A 16,849-nucleotide genomic window follows, 5' to 3' on the forward strand; every position below is an offset into this window, starting at 1 on the left:
CAAGCGGATAATCTGAAATCATTGAATGATGTTATTTAATTTTCCGTTTTCAGTCGAATGTTCAGTTCTTTCAGCTGTTCTTCCGAAATTTCAGAAGGGGAGTCAATCATAACGTCTCTTCCTGAATTGTTTTTCGGGAAAGCGATCACGTCCCGAATCGAATCCAAACCGGCAAACATGGAAACCAAGCGATCGAATCCGAAAGCAATTCCGCCGTGAGGAGGGGCTCCGTATTTGAAGGCACCTATTAGGAATCCGAATTGAGCTTGTGCGGCTTCGTGCGTGAATCCGAGACAATCGAACATTTTGGACTGGAGATTGGAATCATGGATACGGATAGAACCTCCTCCTACTTCCACTCCGTTAATGACCATATCGTAAGCATTGGCCCGGACCTTTCCCGGATCGGAATCCATTAAAGGAATATCTTCCGGTTTGGGAGAGGTGAAGGGATGGTGCATGGCATAGAAACGTTGTGTTTCTTCGTCCCATTCCAATAAGGGAAAATCCACTACCCATAAAGGTTTGAATACGTTTTTATCCCGCAGTCCCAAACGGTTTCCCATCTCTAAGCGTAATTCGCTTAATTGGGGTAAGGTCTTCTTCTTGGGACCTACCAGGATAAGAAGTAAATCGCCCGGTTGGGCTTTACAAGCTTCTGCCCATCGTTTTAAATCGGTCTCGTCGTAGAATTTATCCACGGAAGATTTCAGGGTTCCGTCCTCGTTATATTTCACGTAAACCAAACCTTTGGCCCCGATTTGAGAACGTTTCACAAAATCCGTCAGCTCGTCGATCTGCTTCCGCGTATAATGAGCGCATCGAGGGGCGCAAATGGCTCCTATGTATTCGGCATCGTCAAATACGGCAAAGTTTTTTCCTTTGGCGATAGCCGTCAAGTCGACAAACTTCATGTCGAAACGGATATCGGGTTTGTCACATCCGTAATATTCCATGGCGTCCGCCCAAGTCATTCGGGGGATTGCCGGGATATCGACGTTTCGTATTTCTTTGAACAGATGACGGACCAGCCCTTCAAATAGCTCTAATACGTCTTCCTGTTCGACAAAAGACATTTCGCAGTCGATCTGGGTAAATTCCGGCTGGCGGTCCGCCCGTAAATCTTCGTCCCGAAAACATTTTACGATCTGGAAATAACGATCGAATCCGGAAACCATCAATAATTGCTTGAAAGTCTGTGGACTTTGCGGTAGAGCGTAGAATTGTCCCGGGTTCATCCGTGAAGGGACGACAAAGTCGCGGGCTCCTTCCGGAGTACTTTTGATCAGAACGGGAGTTTCTACTTCTATAAAATCCCGGTTACTCAGGTAATTGCGTACAATCTGTGCCATCCGATGTCTCAATTCCAGGTTTTTCCGAACAATAGGCCGGCGTAAATCCATATAACGGTATTTCATCCGTATGTCGTCTCCCCCGTCGGTTTGGTCTTCGATGGTGAAAGGAGGAGTTTCAGAAGTACTCAATATATGGAGTTCTTTAATCAGGATCTCGATTTCTCCGGTCGGAATCTTGGTGTTTTTACTGGCTCTTTCAACCACGGTTCCTTTTACTTGAATCACGTATTCCCTTCCTAATTTTTCCGTTATTTTTTTGATCTCGTCAGGAGCGGATTCTTCCACGACTAACTGGGTAATACCGTAACGGTCTCTCAAGTCCACGAATGACATGGCACCTAACCGTCTTACCTTTTGAACCCAACCACTGAGACAAACGCTTTCATTCACGTTTTCTATTCGTAGTTGTCCACAAGTATGTGTTCTGTACATAGTTTTACTATTAAATATTCGGATTCGGAGCTACTCCTAAGTCCTCTTTTGTTTTTATATGACTTTGTTTATAGGATATAATTCGCCTATTTAACAATTTGCGAAAATAATAAGAATTTATCAGTTTCCGGTGCTAATCTCGCAAAAAATCAGCATATGTAGTCAACGGATTTGAAATAGACGTTCGGGGTTTTCCGACGGATCGGATGCGGGTATTCTCTTTCGGATGAATTTTCCATAAAACGACACCTTCATTTCCTGTATTTTGATTTTTATGTATTGATTCTTTTGTTAAAATGCCAAATGCTCCATTTATGTATGTTATTTTTTCGGATATGAATAAACAAATTTTTATCTTTGAAACCTTATTATATGGATTGAAAGGCAGAGATGAATTATGTTGATGTGATTATTTTGCTTCCTTTGATATATGGAGCATATAAAGGTTTTACTTCCGGATTGATCGTGGAGATGTCGACGTTGTTCGCGTTGATTTTAGGCGTGTTCATATCTTTAAAGTACGGAAGCGTTACGGAATCTTTTTTGAAAGATTTTATCGATATTCCTGTTTCTTACTCTTATTACGTCGCTTTTGCGGTAACTTTTCTATTGGTAGTTATCGTTATTCATTTGTTGGGAAAGTTATTGACCAAATTAGTCGATATGGTCTCTTTGGGGCTTTTCAACAAATTGTTCGGAATTTTGTTAGGCATGATGAAAGCTGCTATTGTAGTATGTGTCATCTTGTTTGTTGTCAATGCATTAGACTCTAAATATGATTTTATTCCTGCAAAAACCAAGAATCAGAGCCTGTTGTATTATCCTTTTGTTAATTTTGCAAATGGGGTCTATCGGAGTGCTGTAAATTAATTGTCAAAATCCTATAAATTGAGAATCGATGAATTTTGTTGAAGAATTAAAATGGCGGGGTATGATTCATAATATCATGCCGGGAACAGAGGAGCAACTGGCGAAAGAGCAGACGACGGCTTACGTGGGTATTGATCCCACGGCAGACTCGTTGCACGTGGGGCACTTGGTGTCGGTTATGATGATGAAACATCTTCAAATGGCGGGTCATAAACCTATTTTTCTGATAGGAGGAGCTACCGGAATGATAGGGGATCCGAGCGGTAAGTCTTTGGAAAGAAATTTATTGGACGAGACAACCGTGCAGAAAAATATGGATGGGATCAGGGCGCAGTTGTCGAAGTTCATCGATTTTAATTCCGATGCACCGAATGCCGCGATCATGGTGAATAATTATGATTGGATGAAAAATTTCACCTTTCTTGATTTTATCCGGGAGGTTGGAAAACATATTACGGTGAATTATATGATGGCTAAAGATTCGGTAAAGAAGCGATTGAGTGCCGATTCGACACAGGGCTTATCTTTTACCGAGTTTACGTATCAGTTGGTACAAGGATATGACTTTCTGCATTTACGTCGTCATTATAATTGTCTTCTTCAAATGGGAGGATCGGATCAATGGGGAAATATTACGACAGGGGGGGAATTGATACGCCGGAAAGACGGTGCGGAGGCTTATGGTTTGACCTGGCCTTTGATGACAAAAAGTGATGGTAAAAAATTCGGAAAAACGGAATCCGGCAATATCTGGTTGGATCCTAAACGAACCTCTCCTTATAAGTTTTACCAGTTCTGGTTGAATGCCACGGATGAGGACGCCGAGAAATACATTAAGATTTTTACGATCCTTCCTCCGGCCGAAATAGATGCTTTGATCGTCGAACATCATGATGCCCCGCATCTGAGAAAATTGCAGAAGGTTCTGGCAAAGGAGATAACCTGTCTGATTCATAGTCCGGAAGCTTACGAGGCTGCCGTGGAAGCCTCCCAGATTTTGTTCGGAAACGCAACTTCGGATGCGTTGAAACGTTTGGATGAAGATACTTTGTTGGCAGTTTTCGAAGGTGTGCCTCAGTATGATATTTTGCGTTCCGATTTGGAAGCAGGGATCCCTATCGTGGATTTATTGGCCGATAAAACGTCGATTATGTCTTCCAAGGGAGAAGCACGCCGTGCATTGAAATCAAATGCGATCAGTTTGAATAAGGAGAAGGTAACGGATCAGGAATTGATCGTGAATGCGGAATACCTCATCGATGATAAATTTATTTTATTGCAGAGCGGTAAAAAGAATTATTTCTTGCTGAATGTCAAATAATAAAAGCGACCGAAAGGTCGCTTCTTTATTTTAAATCGGAAGAATTCAGTGATTTTGTGATTGATGATTCAGCGATTAAAGGATTGCATTCGAATCACCTAATTTTTCAATCTTCTAATCCATACATTCTTTGTAGATTTTACATTGTAGATGATGAAACGAACGCTGTTTTTTAATTTACAATCTACAATCGTCCATCTTTTTTAATCATCCAATCACCAAATCACCTAATCACAGAGTCTTTTTAATCTCTAATCTTTTAATCTTCAATTATCGTGTCTTGATACAGAAAGTCGTTGAACGGGAAACGGGCCGAATGGATTTCTTTTGCGATGTTGTACAATTTTTCTTTTAACTCCTCGATGTTTTCCTTGTTTTTGGCCGATATGTATACGGTTTCTCCTCCTTGTTTGGCCATCCACATTTGTTTGAGATGATCAAGGCTGTAATTTTCCCGTTCGATAGGGGTCAGGTCGTCTTCCTCTTTAGGTACAAAGGTAAATGCATCTATCTTATTGAAAATCGTAATCGTCGGTTTCGGATTCTCGATCAGTTCAGCCAACGTTTCGTTAACAACCCGGATTTGATCTTCGAATTGCGGGTGGGAGATATCTACAACGTGCAGGATCACATCGGCTTCCCGTACCTCGTCTAAGGTCGATTTGAAGGATTCCACCAAATGATGAGGCAGTTTGCGGATAAAACCGACGGTGTCGGCTAATAGAAGCGGTACGTTTTTGATGGCGATTTTTCGTACGGTCGTATCCAATGTCGCGAATAGTTTGTTTTCCGCGAACACTTCCGACTTGCTCAATAAATTCATCAGAGTAGATTTACCCACGTTGGTGTAACCGACAAGAGCTACCCGCACTAATTTCCCCCTGTTTTTACGTTGGGTAATCATCTGTTTGTCTATTTTGTCGAGTTGCTCTTTCAGGCGGGAGATCTTATCCCGAATGATCCTTCGGTCCGTTTCGATTTCCGTTTCTCCGGGACCTCGTAAACCGATACCTCCCTTTTGCCGTTCCAGGTGGGTCCACATTCCCGTTAAACGAGGCAGGAGGTATTGGTATTGTGCGAGTTCGACCTGGGCTTTTGCCTCTGCGGTTCGGGCTCTTTTGGCGAATATGTCTAAGATCAGATTGGTCCGGTCGAGCACCTTTCTTCCTTTCAGTTCCCGTTCTATATTGCGAAGTTGGGTAGGAGTCAATTCGTCATCGAAGATAATCAAATCGATGTCGTTTTCTTCTACATAATTTTTGATCTCTTCCAATTTCCCTTTACCGATAAAGGTCGCTGTTACCGGTTTGTCTAAATTTTGTGTGAAAACTTTCACGGTTTCGGCTCCGGCCGTTTCGGCCAGGAAGGCTAATTCGTTTAAATATTCACACATGGTATCGTAGCTGATATTTTCTGATTGTAGGGCTACACCCACAAGAATTGCTTTTTCTGCTTTTTTTTCCGTATAAAAATAATTCCCCATAATAGCGATAAATAAGGGGCTGACGATCACGACAGCCCCTTGTTATAATTCAAAAATCTTTTATTATTGATTCTTCAATTGGAAATTGATGGGTACAGTAAAGGAAACTTTTACAGCTGTTCCTCTCTGCTTCCCCGGTTTCCATTTGGGCATGGATTTGATGACGCGAACGGCTTCCTGGTCAAGAGACGAGTCTACTCCACGAACCACTTTTATGTCACCAACAGTTCCGTCTTTTCCAACTACGAATTGAACGATTACTTTACCTTGTACTCCGTTCTCCTGGGCAATCATCGGATACTTCACATGCTTGTTAATCCATTTTGTGATATCTCCTCCCGGAAAAACCGGCATGTCTTCCACGGTTACAAAGACATCGTCTTCTCCCGTTGCATCGGGATCGTACTCTCCGTCATAATCGTAATTTTGGACCTCTCTGTTCTCTACGTCAGCTTCAACGTCTTCGATTTCCAGTTGCTCCTCAATATCCGTATCATCTTCAACAATATCGATCAAGTCCGTTAATTTCGGGGCTGGAGGAGGTGGAGGAGGCGGTTTCAACATTTGTTGCGTAATTGGAATGACCTCTTCTTCCATTGTCGGCTCTGCCACGGTCATAAATTCTTCTTCAACGTTAGTGCTTACTTTCCATTCGAAAGCTAAGAATAAGATGGCCAAGGCAGCAACCAAACCGATTTCGAAGAAAATACCTTTTCTTCTTTCAAGGTCTGCTTTCGGTGATTTCTTTACTTCCATTTTATTAGTTTAAATATGTGCTTACTATTATTCCACTTTTCGTTCGTAAAGATAAGCAATATGGAGAGAAATAACAACTTTTTTTCGAATAAAATGTTAAACGAAAAACGAATCTCTTTTAAAAACTTGTTAATGTGCAAGTAGAAGGCTGAAATAAGAAGAAGTAAAAAGGGCAGCCTATTAAGACTGCCTCTTTTCGGGATGTTCGTATTGTATGTAAATCACTGTATGTATCTTATTCTTGTGTAAGTCGCTTTTTAATTTTTTGCTCTTCTATTTAAATGTTATTCAAACGTTAATTTGATGATGTAAAAGTAGAATATAAAAATGAGAAAAACAATTTTTCAAGGGATAAATGTGAATATTTTCTTAATTTTTTCACGACGCAAGCTTAAATTAACGTTAATTATGTATTCCCGGCGCTTCGAAATCTAAAAACGGACCTTAAAGGATAGAAATTCGGGTAAGTTTTTTACATTTGTATCATGCTCGAGGTTTTTTATATTTACATGCCGTCAACCGTAAGGTATGAGAAGGTTTCTCCCGGATTGAAAAAATGGATATCCGAGGAAACTTATCGGGAAATTGTCGTTTATAAAAACGAACGGGTAAAATTGTTCCGGTCGGCAGGAGAGGCTTTGGTGCGTTATGTATTGAAAACGTATTGGCATATCGCTCCTTTTTCCTATCGAATCTTGAGACAGAAAAAAGGGAAGCCTTATTTGGAAGGAGTTCCGAATCTTTTTTTTAATATTTCTCATTCCGGAGATTATTTGGTATGTGCTTTTTCCGATCAGGCCGTGGGGATCGATATAGAGAAGAGGCAAAAGGCTCGAATGGAGGTGGCTTCTCGTTTTTTTCATCCTTTGGAGGTAGAGCGATTGAAATCTGTATGGGCAGAGAAAAAGGATAGACTGTTTTATGATTTTTGGTCCGTAAAGGAGAGTTTTCTGAAATATACGGGAGCTGGTTTAACGCGTCCGATGAGCAGTTTTTGGGTCGCCTTTGAGGAGGATGGTATTTTTTTGCATGAAGAAAACAGGAAATTACCTTTAGAGGTGAGCGAATGTCCGATTGATCATCGATATTCTTGTTTTGTTTGTAGCGAGCAAAACGTATTACCTCGCGTTCGGGAATGTTCAATTTCGATATTTCAGCTTTAAATAGAGACCGTTATACTCCTTTCTATTTAAAGCTGAAATAAAAATTGTATTATAATAATTGCTGTTTGTTCAGGTATTCTGCTATTTGAACGGCATTGGTCGCTGCTCCTTTTCGCAGGTTGTCCGAAACGACCCAGAGGTTAAGGCTGTTTTCCCGGGAGAAATCCCGTCGGATCCGTCCCACGAAGACCTCGTCTTTTTCATTTGCGGTAAGTGCCATAGGGTAAATATTTTGCGACGGATCATCCTGTACGACCACTCCAGGAGTTTGTGACAGTAAATATCGAATGTCATCTAAGTTGTAATCGCGTTCGAATTCTATGTTTATACTCTCGGAATGTCCACCCGTCACGGGAACACGGACGGCGGTGGCTGTTACTTTTATAGAGTCGTCGTTTAAGATTTTGCAGGTTTCATTTACCAGCTTCATCTCCTCTTTCGTGTAACCGTTTTCTGTAAAAGAGTCGCAATGGGGTAAGCAGTTTCGGTCGATAGGATGGGCATAGGCTTTTTTCACCTCTTTACCTTCCCGTTCACCCTCGAGTTGTGTGATTCCTTTTAAGCCGCTTCCGGTAACGGATTGGTAAGTGGATACAACCATTCGTTTGATTTTGTATTTTTTGTGGAGAGGTGCTATAGCCATGAGCATTTGTATGGTGGAACAGTTCGGATTGGCAATAATTTTATCGTCTCTGGTTAATGTATCGGCATTGATTTCGGGAATGATTAATTTTTTATCGGGATCCATTCTCCAAGCCGAAGAGTTGTCTATGACGGTGGTCCCTGCTGCTGCAAATTGAGGAGCCCATGTTAAAGAGGTTTCCCCTCCGGCTGAAAAAATAGCTACTTGAGGTTTCATTTGTATAGCCTCTCGCGTGCCTACTACTTTATATGTTCGGTTTTTAAATGTGATCTCTCTGCCCACAGAGCTTTCGCTGGCTACGGGAATTAATTCGGTTACGGGGAAATTTCTCTCTTCCAAAACTTGCAACATCTTTCTTCCGACAAGACCTGTTGCTCCTACTACTGCTACTTTCATATTTTTCAGTTTTTTGCAATCGATATATTGGGATTGCAGAATTTATAATTAATGGTATTAAAAACAACGACAAATGTATGATAATTTTAATTGCAATCGTCAATCATTTTAATCATCCGATCACTAAATCACCTAATATCAATGTTTATTTAATATCATGGTTTAGCTTCATTTTTTGAATGTAATCCTTGTCTTGCTTTTTCATTCCTACGAGGTAGTAGTTGACGGGCTTGTCGTGGTCGTTCAGGTACATGCGGGGACGGCGTTTGAATCCCGGATTGACTAAAGATAAGTCCGGTCTGAAGTAGGCCGTGCGGATGTCTGCCAAATCCAGTAATGTGTGGAAAATGGCATTTGTAGAGACCGGAGCATCGGCATGTGCAAGGGCTTGGGAGTAATGTTCCGGTTTTAATGTTTTGTAAGACTCGGAAAACCACAGGAAGAAAGGAATGTGTATTTGATAAATGGTAGGGATGGGAGAGGCATGAAGAAATTTTTTCCGGCAGTCATCCAGTAGATCTTCTCCGTGGTCCGGAGAGTACAATAGGGCTGATTCTGCCTGATTTTCATTCAACAATTGGATAATGTCGGCCAGAAAACCGTCGGTATAACGAATACTATTGTCGTAAGCATTGATCAGTTGTTGTTTGTATTTGTATTCGATTCCCGAGGTGTTATCCGGAGAGTAAACGGCAAATTCTGCCGGATACCGTTCCCGGTAGTTGAAATGTGATCCGTAGGTATGGAGTACGATAAAAAGGTTGTCGGACAAGGAATCGATGCATTGCTTAATCAAAGGGATTAGGGCTTGATCGTAATTATTTTCGGTGATTAGTCCTCCTTCTAACGGTAATCGGATTGTTTTGTAGATATCCGCTTCCGAAGCGAAATAGTCCGTGAAAGAACGGTTGGGAATCTGATTGGAAAAAAAGACGGTTTTAAAACCGACTTCTTTGAAAGCGGTAATAATACTTTTTTGGGTATAAAGAGCCTCGTAATGTTCCGCGTCGGCGGCAGAAAGGATTAAGGGTACACTTTTGTGCGTGGTGTTGGATTGGGTAAGGGCATCTTTATACAGTATTAAGTTTTCCGTCGTTTTTAGACGGGGATTGGTTTCCCTTTCGTATCCCCATAAACTCCAATTCTTGGCGCGGGAAGCTTCTCCGATAACGAGTATATAGATTTCTCTCTTTTCGGAAACCAGCGAATCCCGAGTGGCATGAAAGGTGAAATCTTTAGACGTTTTTGGGTAGAGTTCACTACGGTGCCATTTATGAACGGCATATCCTAAATTGTAAAATATATTGGCAGGATAGATATCCGTTTTTATTTCGTAGCTGTTGTCCCGTGATTTCTCAAAAACGATACCTCCGGATGTAAGGACGAGTAAAGCCGCTCCCCCTATGATCATGTGTCGGCGAAATGCGGCGGGATAGATTACTTTATAATGTACCGACATAGAAGCGAGAACGATGGTCGGAATATAAAGGACACAGACCAGGATTATAGCCGGCCACAAACTGTTTAGCAGCTCGCCTGCTTCGGATGCGTTGGTCGTTGGTAAATTCAAAAACATATCAACGGCAATAACGGATTCTCCGAAAAGGTAAAACAAGACCATTTGAAAGGCGTGGAATATCAATAGGGGGATTAGGATGAGTTGGATCAGTCCGGCCTTTTTGAGCAGGGAAAACACGATAAGGTATACTCCTAAAGGAGCAAGGATAAGAATGATCCTTCCTAATCCCGAAAGAGGTTCCGTGAAGATTAAGAAGCAGTTCGGTATCATGTTCAGGATGATGAAAAACCAAAAAACTGCTTTGGGTTTTTTCGTGAAATCGGAAATAAAATTAAAAAGCTTCATTGATATTGAAGTAGAATGCGTTCTGTCCTTTGCCGAAACCATAATCTAATCTTACGTTAACTCTGTTTTTAAATTCCCAGCGATATCCCAATCCGTAGGAGGGAAGGGTTTGACTCCATTTGAATTTGTCCGTTTTCGGAAAAACATTTCCGGCTCCACCCCAAACGACAATGCCATGTCGGTTGTAGATTTTTTGCCGGAGTTCCACCTGGGTCTGAACCATATCGTTGTCTCTGTATTGTCCTTCGTAATATCCGCGCATCCGGTAGGGGCCTCCTAATAGGGCAACCATACTCCACGGGGTATCTCCGTAATTGAAAATACCTTGTATCTCCGAAGCAAGGATACCTCCTTTCCATAGCTTATGGTAATAACGGAGTTCTACGCTCGTTCTATTGAAATCATAGTCATTTCCCAAAAATTTAGGAAAAAATTGTTGTTCTAATTTGGCATAAAATCCCTTGCTCGGATTCGGAATAAAATCCCTCGAATCGTAGGAAGCTACGATTCCGGGACCGAAGCAGGAGATGCTGCTCTTTTCTCCGTTAAGGAATGAAATATCTTTAAAATCTTTTCCGTTAACGTTCCTGAACATCAGGTTGGGCCCCACGTAGGTATTTTTGGCGACTTTGAATAAAAAATCCAGTTTAATTTGATTTTCTAACCGTTTAAAGGTCGTGCTGGAATCCCTGTGTCCGGCTTCATAACCGATTCCCCAGTAAGAACTCGGAAAAGAGAAAAAATAGATGTTTCCGTCGATTCGGAATTTGTCTTTCGGAAATATCGTATTCCCGCGAATCCCTAACAGGTAAAATCCGGTTGTGGTGATATCACCGTAAATAGAAACATTGGAGGGAGATATGGATTTGTCTGAACGGTCTAATCGGTATAGACCGGAAGCGACCACGCCGAGGCCTAATTTGGTATCGCTCGAAAAATGAGGTCCTCCGATGATGGAGAAATCGAATTTTTTCTCTTCTTTTACTTCGTTCGATTCGGCAAAATAACGATAAAAACGCTTGAAAAAATTATCTTTTTTTGTTTTCACGGAATCAGGAATCTCGTTTATGCTGTCCCTTTTTTCTATTAGTCCGTCTGCTTTGCCCTGGGATATACCAAAGCCAAACAGGAGAATAAAGATATATAGTGATCGTTGAATCATATCTTGTTTTGTTGGAAGTAGTTGGAATATAGATTTTAATACACGGTTTTAATTCTGTTAGACGATGTACGCAAGATTTATGCCATTTGTTTACTTTTTGATAATCATCAAAGAAAAATAAGGAAATTCTTTCGTCATGATTTCCTCTTTGTCTTGGCAATAAAGCTCTCCGGTCGCACCGATATTTTCAAAATAATGAACATGAAGTGACGGGTTCTTTGCTATAAAGCGATGGATCTCGTCCGTACATTGTGAAAGTTTCATAATTACAATGACATAGTTTTTTTCTATTAAGCCCTGGAGTTCTCCCGAGGAAACGGTGCCGGGAAGGACAATTAGTTTTTCCTCCTGTTTCACGATATGGAGACCGGCCAATGCACCGGCCGCAATAAAAGCCGGAATTCCGGCTGATGTCGTGATGGGAATTCCGGCGTTTGATAGTTTCTCAAACAGATAATTGCCGGAAGAATAGAAACCGGAGTCTCCTTCCGCTGTAATGGATACGATCTCCCCTTTGTTTATTTTTTCCTGGATTTCCAAGGCTATTTGATCATACATCCGATTGGCTTCCGTCCGGTCTTTTGACATAGGGACCGGAAAACAGTGAATCCGGGTTGTATCGACGGGCAATGCCTGCAATATGGTTAAAGAACGGGATTTAAAATTACCGTTTTTATCTGCGGTTCCCGGACAGTATATGCTTGTCGATTCTTGTAAGGTTTTCAGGGATTTAACCGAGATTAATTCCGGATTGCCTGGTCCTAATGAGACGTTTATGATTTTTCCTGTTATTGCCATATCTATGATTTTAATCGTAAAAAGCAAATTTGAATCTCTTTATGATCTCTGGGTCATAAATTTGCGAGGGCAAAAGTCGTAAAAAAAAGAATGTGATCAAAATAATATTTATATCTTTGCATGCGTCTTGGTATTTCCATAAGGAAAAGGGAATCCGGTGAAATTCCGGGGCTGTCCCCGCAGCTGTAAAGTCAATCGCTATCTCGTAATGAGGTAGATCTTTTCGGTACAACCACTGAAATGTGTCTGTTTTGGGAAGGAGAAAAGATGACAAGCCAGAAAACCTGCCAGATGTGTACATTGATTAAATTTAATCTTTCGGAGGAAAAGAAAATGAATACATTCATGCAATTATCTTTAGTATTGTTGTTATCTGTCGGTTTACTTTCTTGTAAACCGGAAAAACGTCGGGCTAAGGTTGATTCTGTCGTATCCGGTATTAAAGCGGAATCAGACACTGCAAGACAAATCCGGCTGAAGTATGCGCAAGGCTTTCGGGTCGAATATCGGAAGGATTATTTGTTATTGGAGATACAAGACCCGCAAAATAAAAATAGTACTTGTTACCGGTTCGTTTTGAAGAAGCGGGGAGGTCATGCCTCTTTTCCCGAGGGAGTTCCCGTGATCGATCTTCCGGTCAGGCATTTGATCTGTATGACCTCTTTACAGTTGTCCAATGTTATTAAGTTGGGAGCGATGGATCGGGTGGTCGGAATTACGAGTACCCGTTACCTTTTCAATGAAACCATGCAAAAGCAGGTGGACGAGGGGAGGACTCAAAAGATCGGTATCGAAGGGAATTTCGATAATGAGGTGATCATGAATATCAATCCGGATTTGATGCTGATTTCCCCTTTTAAACGAGGGGGATATGATGCGGTGAAAGATATAGGCATTCCTTTGGTTCCTCATTTGGGCTACAAAGAGATGACTCCGTTGGGTCAGGCCGAATGGATTAAGTTTACCGGTTTATTGTTGGGAATGGAAGAGGATGCGAATCGGATATTCGGTCAGATAGAGCAACGATATAATGAATTGAAACGGTTGGTACGGGATGTGAAGCGGCGCCCGGTTGTATTCAGTGGAGAGCTGAGGGGTGGCGTATGGTATGCGGTCGGGGGAAAAAGTTTTTTGGCTCAATTGTTTCATGATGCGGGAGCCGATTATTTTTTAAAAGATGATCCCAGATCGGGAGGAGTTACTCTCGATTTTGAAACGGTCTATAATCAGGCCGAGAGTGCGGATTATTGGCGTATCGCGAACAGCTTTCCCGGAGAGTATAGTTACGATGCGTTGAAAGCACAGGATGAAAGATACGCGGATTTCAAGGCGTTCCGGCAAAAAGGGGTGATCTATTGCAATATGAGGGAAAAACCGTTTTACGAGAGTATGCCGGCCGAGCCGGATATTGTTTTGGCTGATATGATTAGGGTTTTTCACCCGGAGTTGTTGCCGGATTATCGGCCGGTGTATTATGATTTGTTAAAAAAGTAGGAAGATGAACATACGGAGAAATACGGTATTGATTTTTTCCATTATAGTATTTATTATCGTCTTTTTGTTGCTGAATCTGGTTTTGGGATCGGTTTCCATTCCTTTTACCTCCGTGTGGAACGTGTTGACAGGGGGAGAGGGAGAACCGGTGGCTTGGCAGAATATCGTTTGGAAATCTCGTTTACCTCAGGCGTTGACCGCATTGGTGGCAGGAGCTGGCTTGTCTATCAGCGGATTACAGATGCAGACGATTTTCCGGAATCCTTTGGCCGGTCCTTCCGTGTTGGGGATTAGTTCCGGAGCCAGTTTGGGAGTTGCTTTCGTTGTGCTTCTTTCGGGCAATCTGGGAGGGGTCGCTTTGAGCCGTTTAGGGTTTATCGGAGAGGTGGCCATGTCCGTAGCGGCTGTGATAGGGGCTCTGTCTGTTATGGCTTTGATCGTTTTTGCTTCCGGGAAGATAAAAGGGAGTGTTACTTTATTGATTATCGGAGTGATGATCGGCTATATTGCCAACGCGATTATCGGGGTGTTGAAATTTTTTAGCGTGGAGGAGGATATCAAGGCTTATGTTATCTGGGGTTTGGGAAGTTTCTCTCGAGTATCTGGTAATCAGATGATGTTGTTTGTCGGAATTATGGCGGTGATCATTCCCCTATCGTTTTTATTGATCAAGTCTTTGAATCTGTTGATGCTGGGTGACGGATATGCCCGTAATCTCGGATTAAACATAAAAAGAGCCCGGGTGGAAGTAATTACCTGTGCCGGGGTTCTGACGGCTATCGTGACGGCTTACTGCGGACCGATTATCTTTTTGGGTTTAGCGGTTCCTCATTTGTGTCGGGCTATATTTCAGACTTCGGATCATCGGATGTTGATGCCGGCTTCCATGCTGGTGGGGGCAGCTTTGGCTTTGGCCTGTAATTTGATCGCCCGTTTGCCTGGGTTTGAAGGAGCTCTTCCGGTTAATTCCGTGACGGCATTGGTGGGGGCTCCCGTGGTTGCATCTGTTTTATTTAGGAAACGGAAAGGGGATTGGAACGAATAAAATGAGGTTATGGCATTAAAGGATACGGTAAATATAAGAGGTCTTTCTATCGGTTATAAGACGAAAAGTGATACGAAAATAGTGGCACAAGGTATTTGTACGACGATTTACGGGGGGGAATTGACCTGTTTGTTAGGAGCTAACGGGGTAGGTAAATCGACACTTTTGCGGACGCTCTCTGCTTTTCAACCGAAGTTGGCAGGAGAGATCGAGATCAGGGGAAAAGAGATCGAGAGATATACCGATAAGGAGTTGTCGACGACCATAGGGGTAGTACTCACGGAGAAATGTGATGTCCGGAACATGATGGCCCGGGAATTGGTTGAAATGGGACGCAGTCCTTATACCGGGTTTTGGGGAGTGTTGAATAAGGAGGATCGCCGGATTGTCGAGGAGTCTATCGCCTTGGTCCGGATAGAGAATTTAGCCTCCCGGATGATACATACCTTGAGTGACGGAGAACGTCAAAAAGTAATGATAGCCAAAGCATTGGCGCAGCAGACTCCGATTATCTTTTTAGACGAGCCTACTGCTTTTTTGGATTTCCCGAGTAAAGTGGAGATCATGCAATTGCTTCATCGTTTGACGCGTGAAACCGATAAAACCATTTTTCTCTCGACCCATGATTTGGAGTTGGCTTTGCAGATTGCCGATAAAATTTGGTTAATGGATCGTCAACACGGCATTACGATCGGGACTCCTGAAGATTTGGCCTTAGACGGGCATTTGAGTAATTTTTTTGCTCGTAAGGGAATTGTTTTCGATATGGAGACCGGTTTGTTCCGGATTGAAAATCAATATACGAGGCAAGTGCGGTTGATCGGGCATGGCCAGAAATATGCCATGGTTCGGAAAGCTTTGCAACGAAACGGTATGTTAGCCAATCGGAATGTAGTGTCGGATATTGTCGTAGAGACCGGAGATCTTACGACCCAAGGTTTTAAGATACAGTTCCCCTCCGGAAAAATCGTATCCGTTCCCGATATCGATATTTTACTGAAACAACTGGTTGACAATTGTGAATAAAGGAATTCCGTGGTGATTGTTAGTCTCGGAGTTCTTTCGTCGGCAATTTTTGGATTGGGTTAACTGGCTTTTCGTTTTTCCTGTAAGACGACGATACTTACAGCCACGATGATTAACAGGATTCCGAGGGCTCCCTGAACGGTGAACCACTCGTGAAATACCCATATCCCTATGACTACGGCCGTTAAGGGTTCCATGGCTCCGAATATGGAAGTAAGGGTTGGGCCGATGTGTTTGATGGCTTTAACCAATGTCATGTTGGATATGGCGGTCGCCGGCAATGCCAGGCCCAGGATGTAAAGCCAGAGATTTCCGTCGGTCTCTAACCGAACTCCTCCCGTGAAACTGCCGCAAATGATAAACATTAGGGCTCCGAAAGCCATTACATAGCACGTAAGAACGATCGAATCGATCTGTACGGCACGACTTTTTCTCACGCCGACGATATATCCTCCGTAAGAGAAGATAGAGATGCAGGCGGATATAATTCCGAGAGTCGCATCTCCTTCGTTGTGATTGACATTACCGAGAGAGAGCATGACGGCTCCGACGATAGACATGCAAATAGCTGAAAGGATCCAACCCGATTTTCTTTCGCGGAAAAAAAACATCATGACCATAGCAACGGCTAACGGGTACATGAAGTGGATCGTGGATGCGACTCCGCTCGATATGTTTTGATAGGCAATAACTAAACTAAAAGAGGTCGCAGCCCGGAACAGGCTCAATAAAAAAACGATACCCAAATCCTTTTTACTTATGCAAAAATTACGCTTAAGAGATAATCCGAATAGGATTAAACAAAGAGAGGCTACTCCCCAGCGATAAGATAATACCTCAAATGATGAATATCCGGCAGCTAAAAGTGTCAGGGTGAAAAATGGGGCCAGCCCGAATGTTGAGGAGGCCACGATTGCGTATATAATCCCTTTTATCCTACTCATATCTCAAAAATTCGGCGCAAAAATACTAAATCTGTTTTATATGTTGTTGTTTCGGGTAAAAAAGATGGGGAATAATCAGTGATTTTAAATTGTACAT

General features: G+C 42.3%; 14 protein-coding genes and 1 riboswitch. Of the genes, 6 read left to right on the forward strand and 8 right to left on the reverse strand.

Annotation, left to right across the window (positions count from 1 at the left end; genetic code table 11):
- Positions 1-35: 35 nt before the first annotated feature.
- A complete protein-coding gene (aspS, locus tag BN3283_RS13870) occupies positions 36-1,787 on the reverse strand; it encodes an aspartate--tRNA ligase (protein ID WP_041505182.1) in 1,752 nt (583 codons plus the stop codon).
- A gap of 390 nt (positions 1,788-2,177) precedes the next feature.
- Between aspS and BN3283_RS13875 the strand changes: the two genes are divergently transcribed.
- Both BN3283_RS13875 and tyrS read left to right on the forward strand, forming a co-directional pair.
- Positions 2,178-2,657, forward strand: coding sequence for a CvpA family protein (locus BN3283_RS13875; protein ID WP_059027088.1), 480 nt, complete (start codon positions 2,178-2,180; stop codon positions 2,655-2,657).
- Between the two features lie 28 nt (positions 2,658-2,685).
- Positions 2,686-3,978, forward strand: coding sequence for a tyrosine--tRNA ligase (gene tyrS, locus BN3283_RS13880; RefSeq protein WP_059027090.1), 1,293 nt, complete (start codon positions 2,686-2,688; stop codon positions 3,976-3,978).
- A gap of 259 nt (positions 3,979-4,237) precedes the next feature.
- Here the strand turns inward: tyrS and hflX are convergent, their stop codons facing one another.
- On the reverse strand, positions 4,238-5,461 hold the full coding sequence (gene hflX / locus BN3283_RS13885; protein ID WP_041503520.1) for a GTPase HflX: 1,224 nt from the start codon (positions 5,459-5,461) through the stop codon (positions 4,238-4,240).
- Positions 5,462-5,524: 63 nt separating this feature from the next.
- A complete protein-coding gene (locus BN3283_RS13890) occupies positions 5,525-6,217 on the reverse strand; it encodes an energy transducer TonB (protein WP_059027092.1) in 693 nt (230 codons plus the stop codon).
- A 485-nt stretch (positions 6,218-6,702) separates the two neighbouring features.
- Here BN3283_RS13890 and BN3283_RS13895 point away from each other — a divergent pair, with 485 nt between their 5' ends.
- The gene (locus BN3283_RS13895; protein ID WP_059027094.1) at positions 6,703-7,380 is read left to right on the forward strand and encodes a 4'-phosphopantetheinyl transferase family protein; all 678 of its coding nucleotides are present in this window, start codon (positions 6,703-6,705) and stop codon (positions 7,378-7,380) included.
- A 49-nt stretch (positions 7,381-7,429) separates the two neighbouring features.
- Here BN3283_RS13895 and BN3283_RS13900 read toward each other — a convergent pair whose 3' ends face one another.
- From BN3283_RS13900 to BN3283_RS13915, 4 genes are all read right to left on the reverse strand, one after another.
- The gene (locus BN3283_RS13900) at positions 7,430-8,419 is read right to left on the reverse strand and encodes an aspartate-semialdehyde dehydrogenase (RefSeq protein ID WP_059027096.1); all 990 of its coding nucleotides are present in this window, start codon (positions 8,417-8,419) and stop codon (positions 7,430-7,432) included.
- Positions 8,420-8,564: 145 nt separating this feature from the next.
- Positions 8,565-10,208 carry a phosphoethanolamine transferase family protein gene (locus BN3283_RS13905; protein ID WP_286137682.1) on the reverse strand — a complete coding sequence of 548 codons (1,644 nt, stop codon included), beginning with the start codon at positions 10,206-10,208 and terminating at the stop codon, positions 8,565-8,567.
- 61 nt (positions 10,209-10,269) lie between these two features.
- The gene (locus tag BN3283_RS13910) at positions 10,270-11,445 is read right to left on the reverse strand and encodes a BamA/TamA family outer membrane protein (RefSeq protein WP_041503431.1); all 1,176 of its coding nucleotides are present in this window, start codon (positions 11,443-11,445) and stop codon (positions 10,270-10,272) included.
- A gap of 90 nt (positions 11,446-11,535) precedes the next feature.
- The gene (locus BN3283_RS13915; protein WP_059027100.1) at positions 11,536-12,243 is read right to left on the reverse strand and encodes a precorrin-2 C(20)-methyltransferase; all 708 of its coding nucleotides are present in this window, start codon (positions 12,241-12,243) and stop codon (positions 11,536-11,538) included.
- Between the two features lie 110 nt (positions 12,244-12,353).
- Positions 12,354-12,549: riboswitch (cobalamin riboswitch) on the forward strand.
- Positions 12,550-12,576: 27 nt separating this feature from the next.
- Between BN3283_RS13915 and BN3283_RS13925 the strand changes: the two genes are divergently transcribed.
- The 3 genes from BN3283_RS13925 to BN3283_RS13935 are packed head-to-tail and all read left to right on the forward strand — an operon-like array spanning position 12,577 to position 15,808.
- A complete protein-coding gene (locus BN3283_RS13925; protein WP_041505314.1) occupies positions 12,577-13,737 on the forward strand; it encodes an ABC transporter substrate-binding protein in 1,161 nt (386 codons plus the stop codon).
- Positions 13,738-13,741: 4 nt separating this feature from the next.
- Complete coding sequence (locus tag BN3283_RS13930) at positions 13,742-14,782, forward strand: iron ABC transporter permease (protein ID WP_289623344.1); 1,041 nt, start codon at positions 13,742-13,744, stop codon at positions 14,780-14,782.
- Between the two features lie 9 nt (positions 14,783-14,791).
- Positions 14,792-15,808 (forward strand): ABC transporter ATP-binding protein, encoded by a 1,017-nt coding sequence (locus BN3283_RS13935; RefSeq protein WP_041503434.1) that lies wholly within the window; start codon positions 14,792-14,794, stop codon positions 15,806-15,808.
- A 59-nt stretch (positions 15,809-15,867) separates the two neighbouring features.
- Here the strand turns inward: BN3283_RS13935 and BN3283_RS13940 are convergent, their stop codons facing one another.
- Positions 15,868-16,752, reverse strand: coding sequence for a DMT family transporter (locus tag BN3283_RS13940; protein WP_059027102.1), 885 nt, complete (start codon positions 16,750-16,752; stop codon positions 15,868-15,870).
- Between the last annotated feature and the right edge of the window lie 97 nt (positions 16,753-16,849).

Source organism: Gabonibacter massiliensis (genome assembly GCA_001487125.1).
In the GTDB taxonomy this organism is placed as follows: Bacteria; Bacteroidota; Bacteroidia; order Bacteroidales; family Marinifilaceae; genus Gabonibacter; species Gabonibacter massiliensis.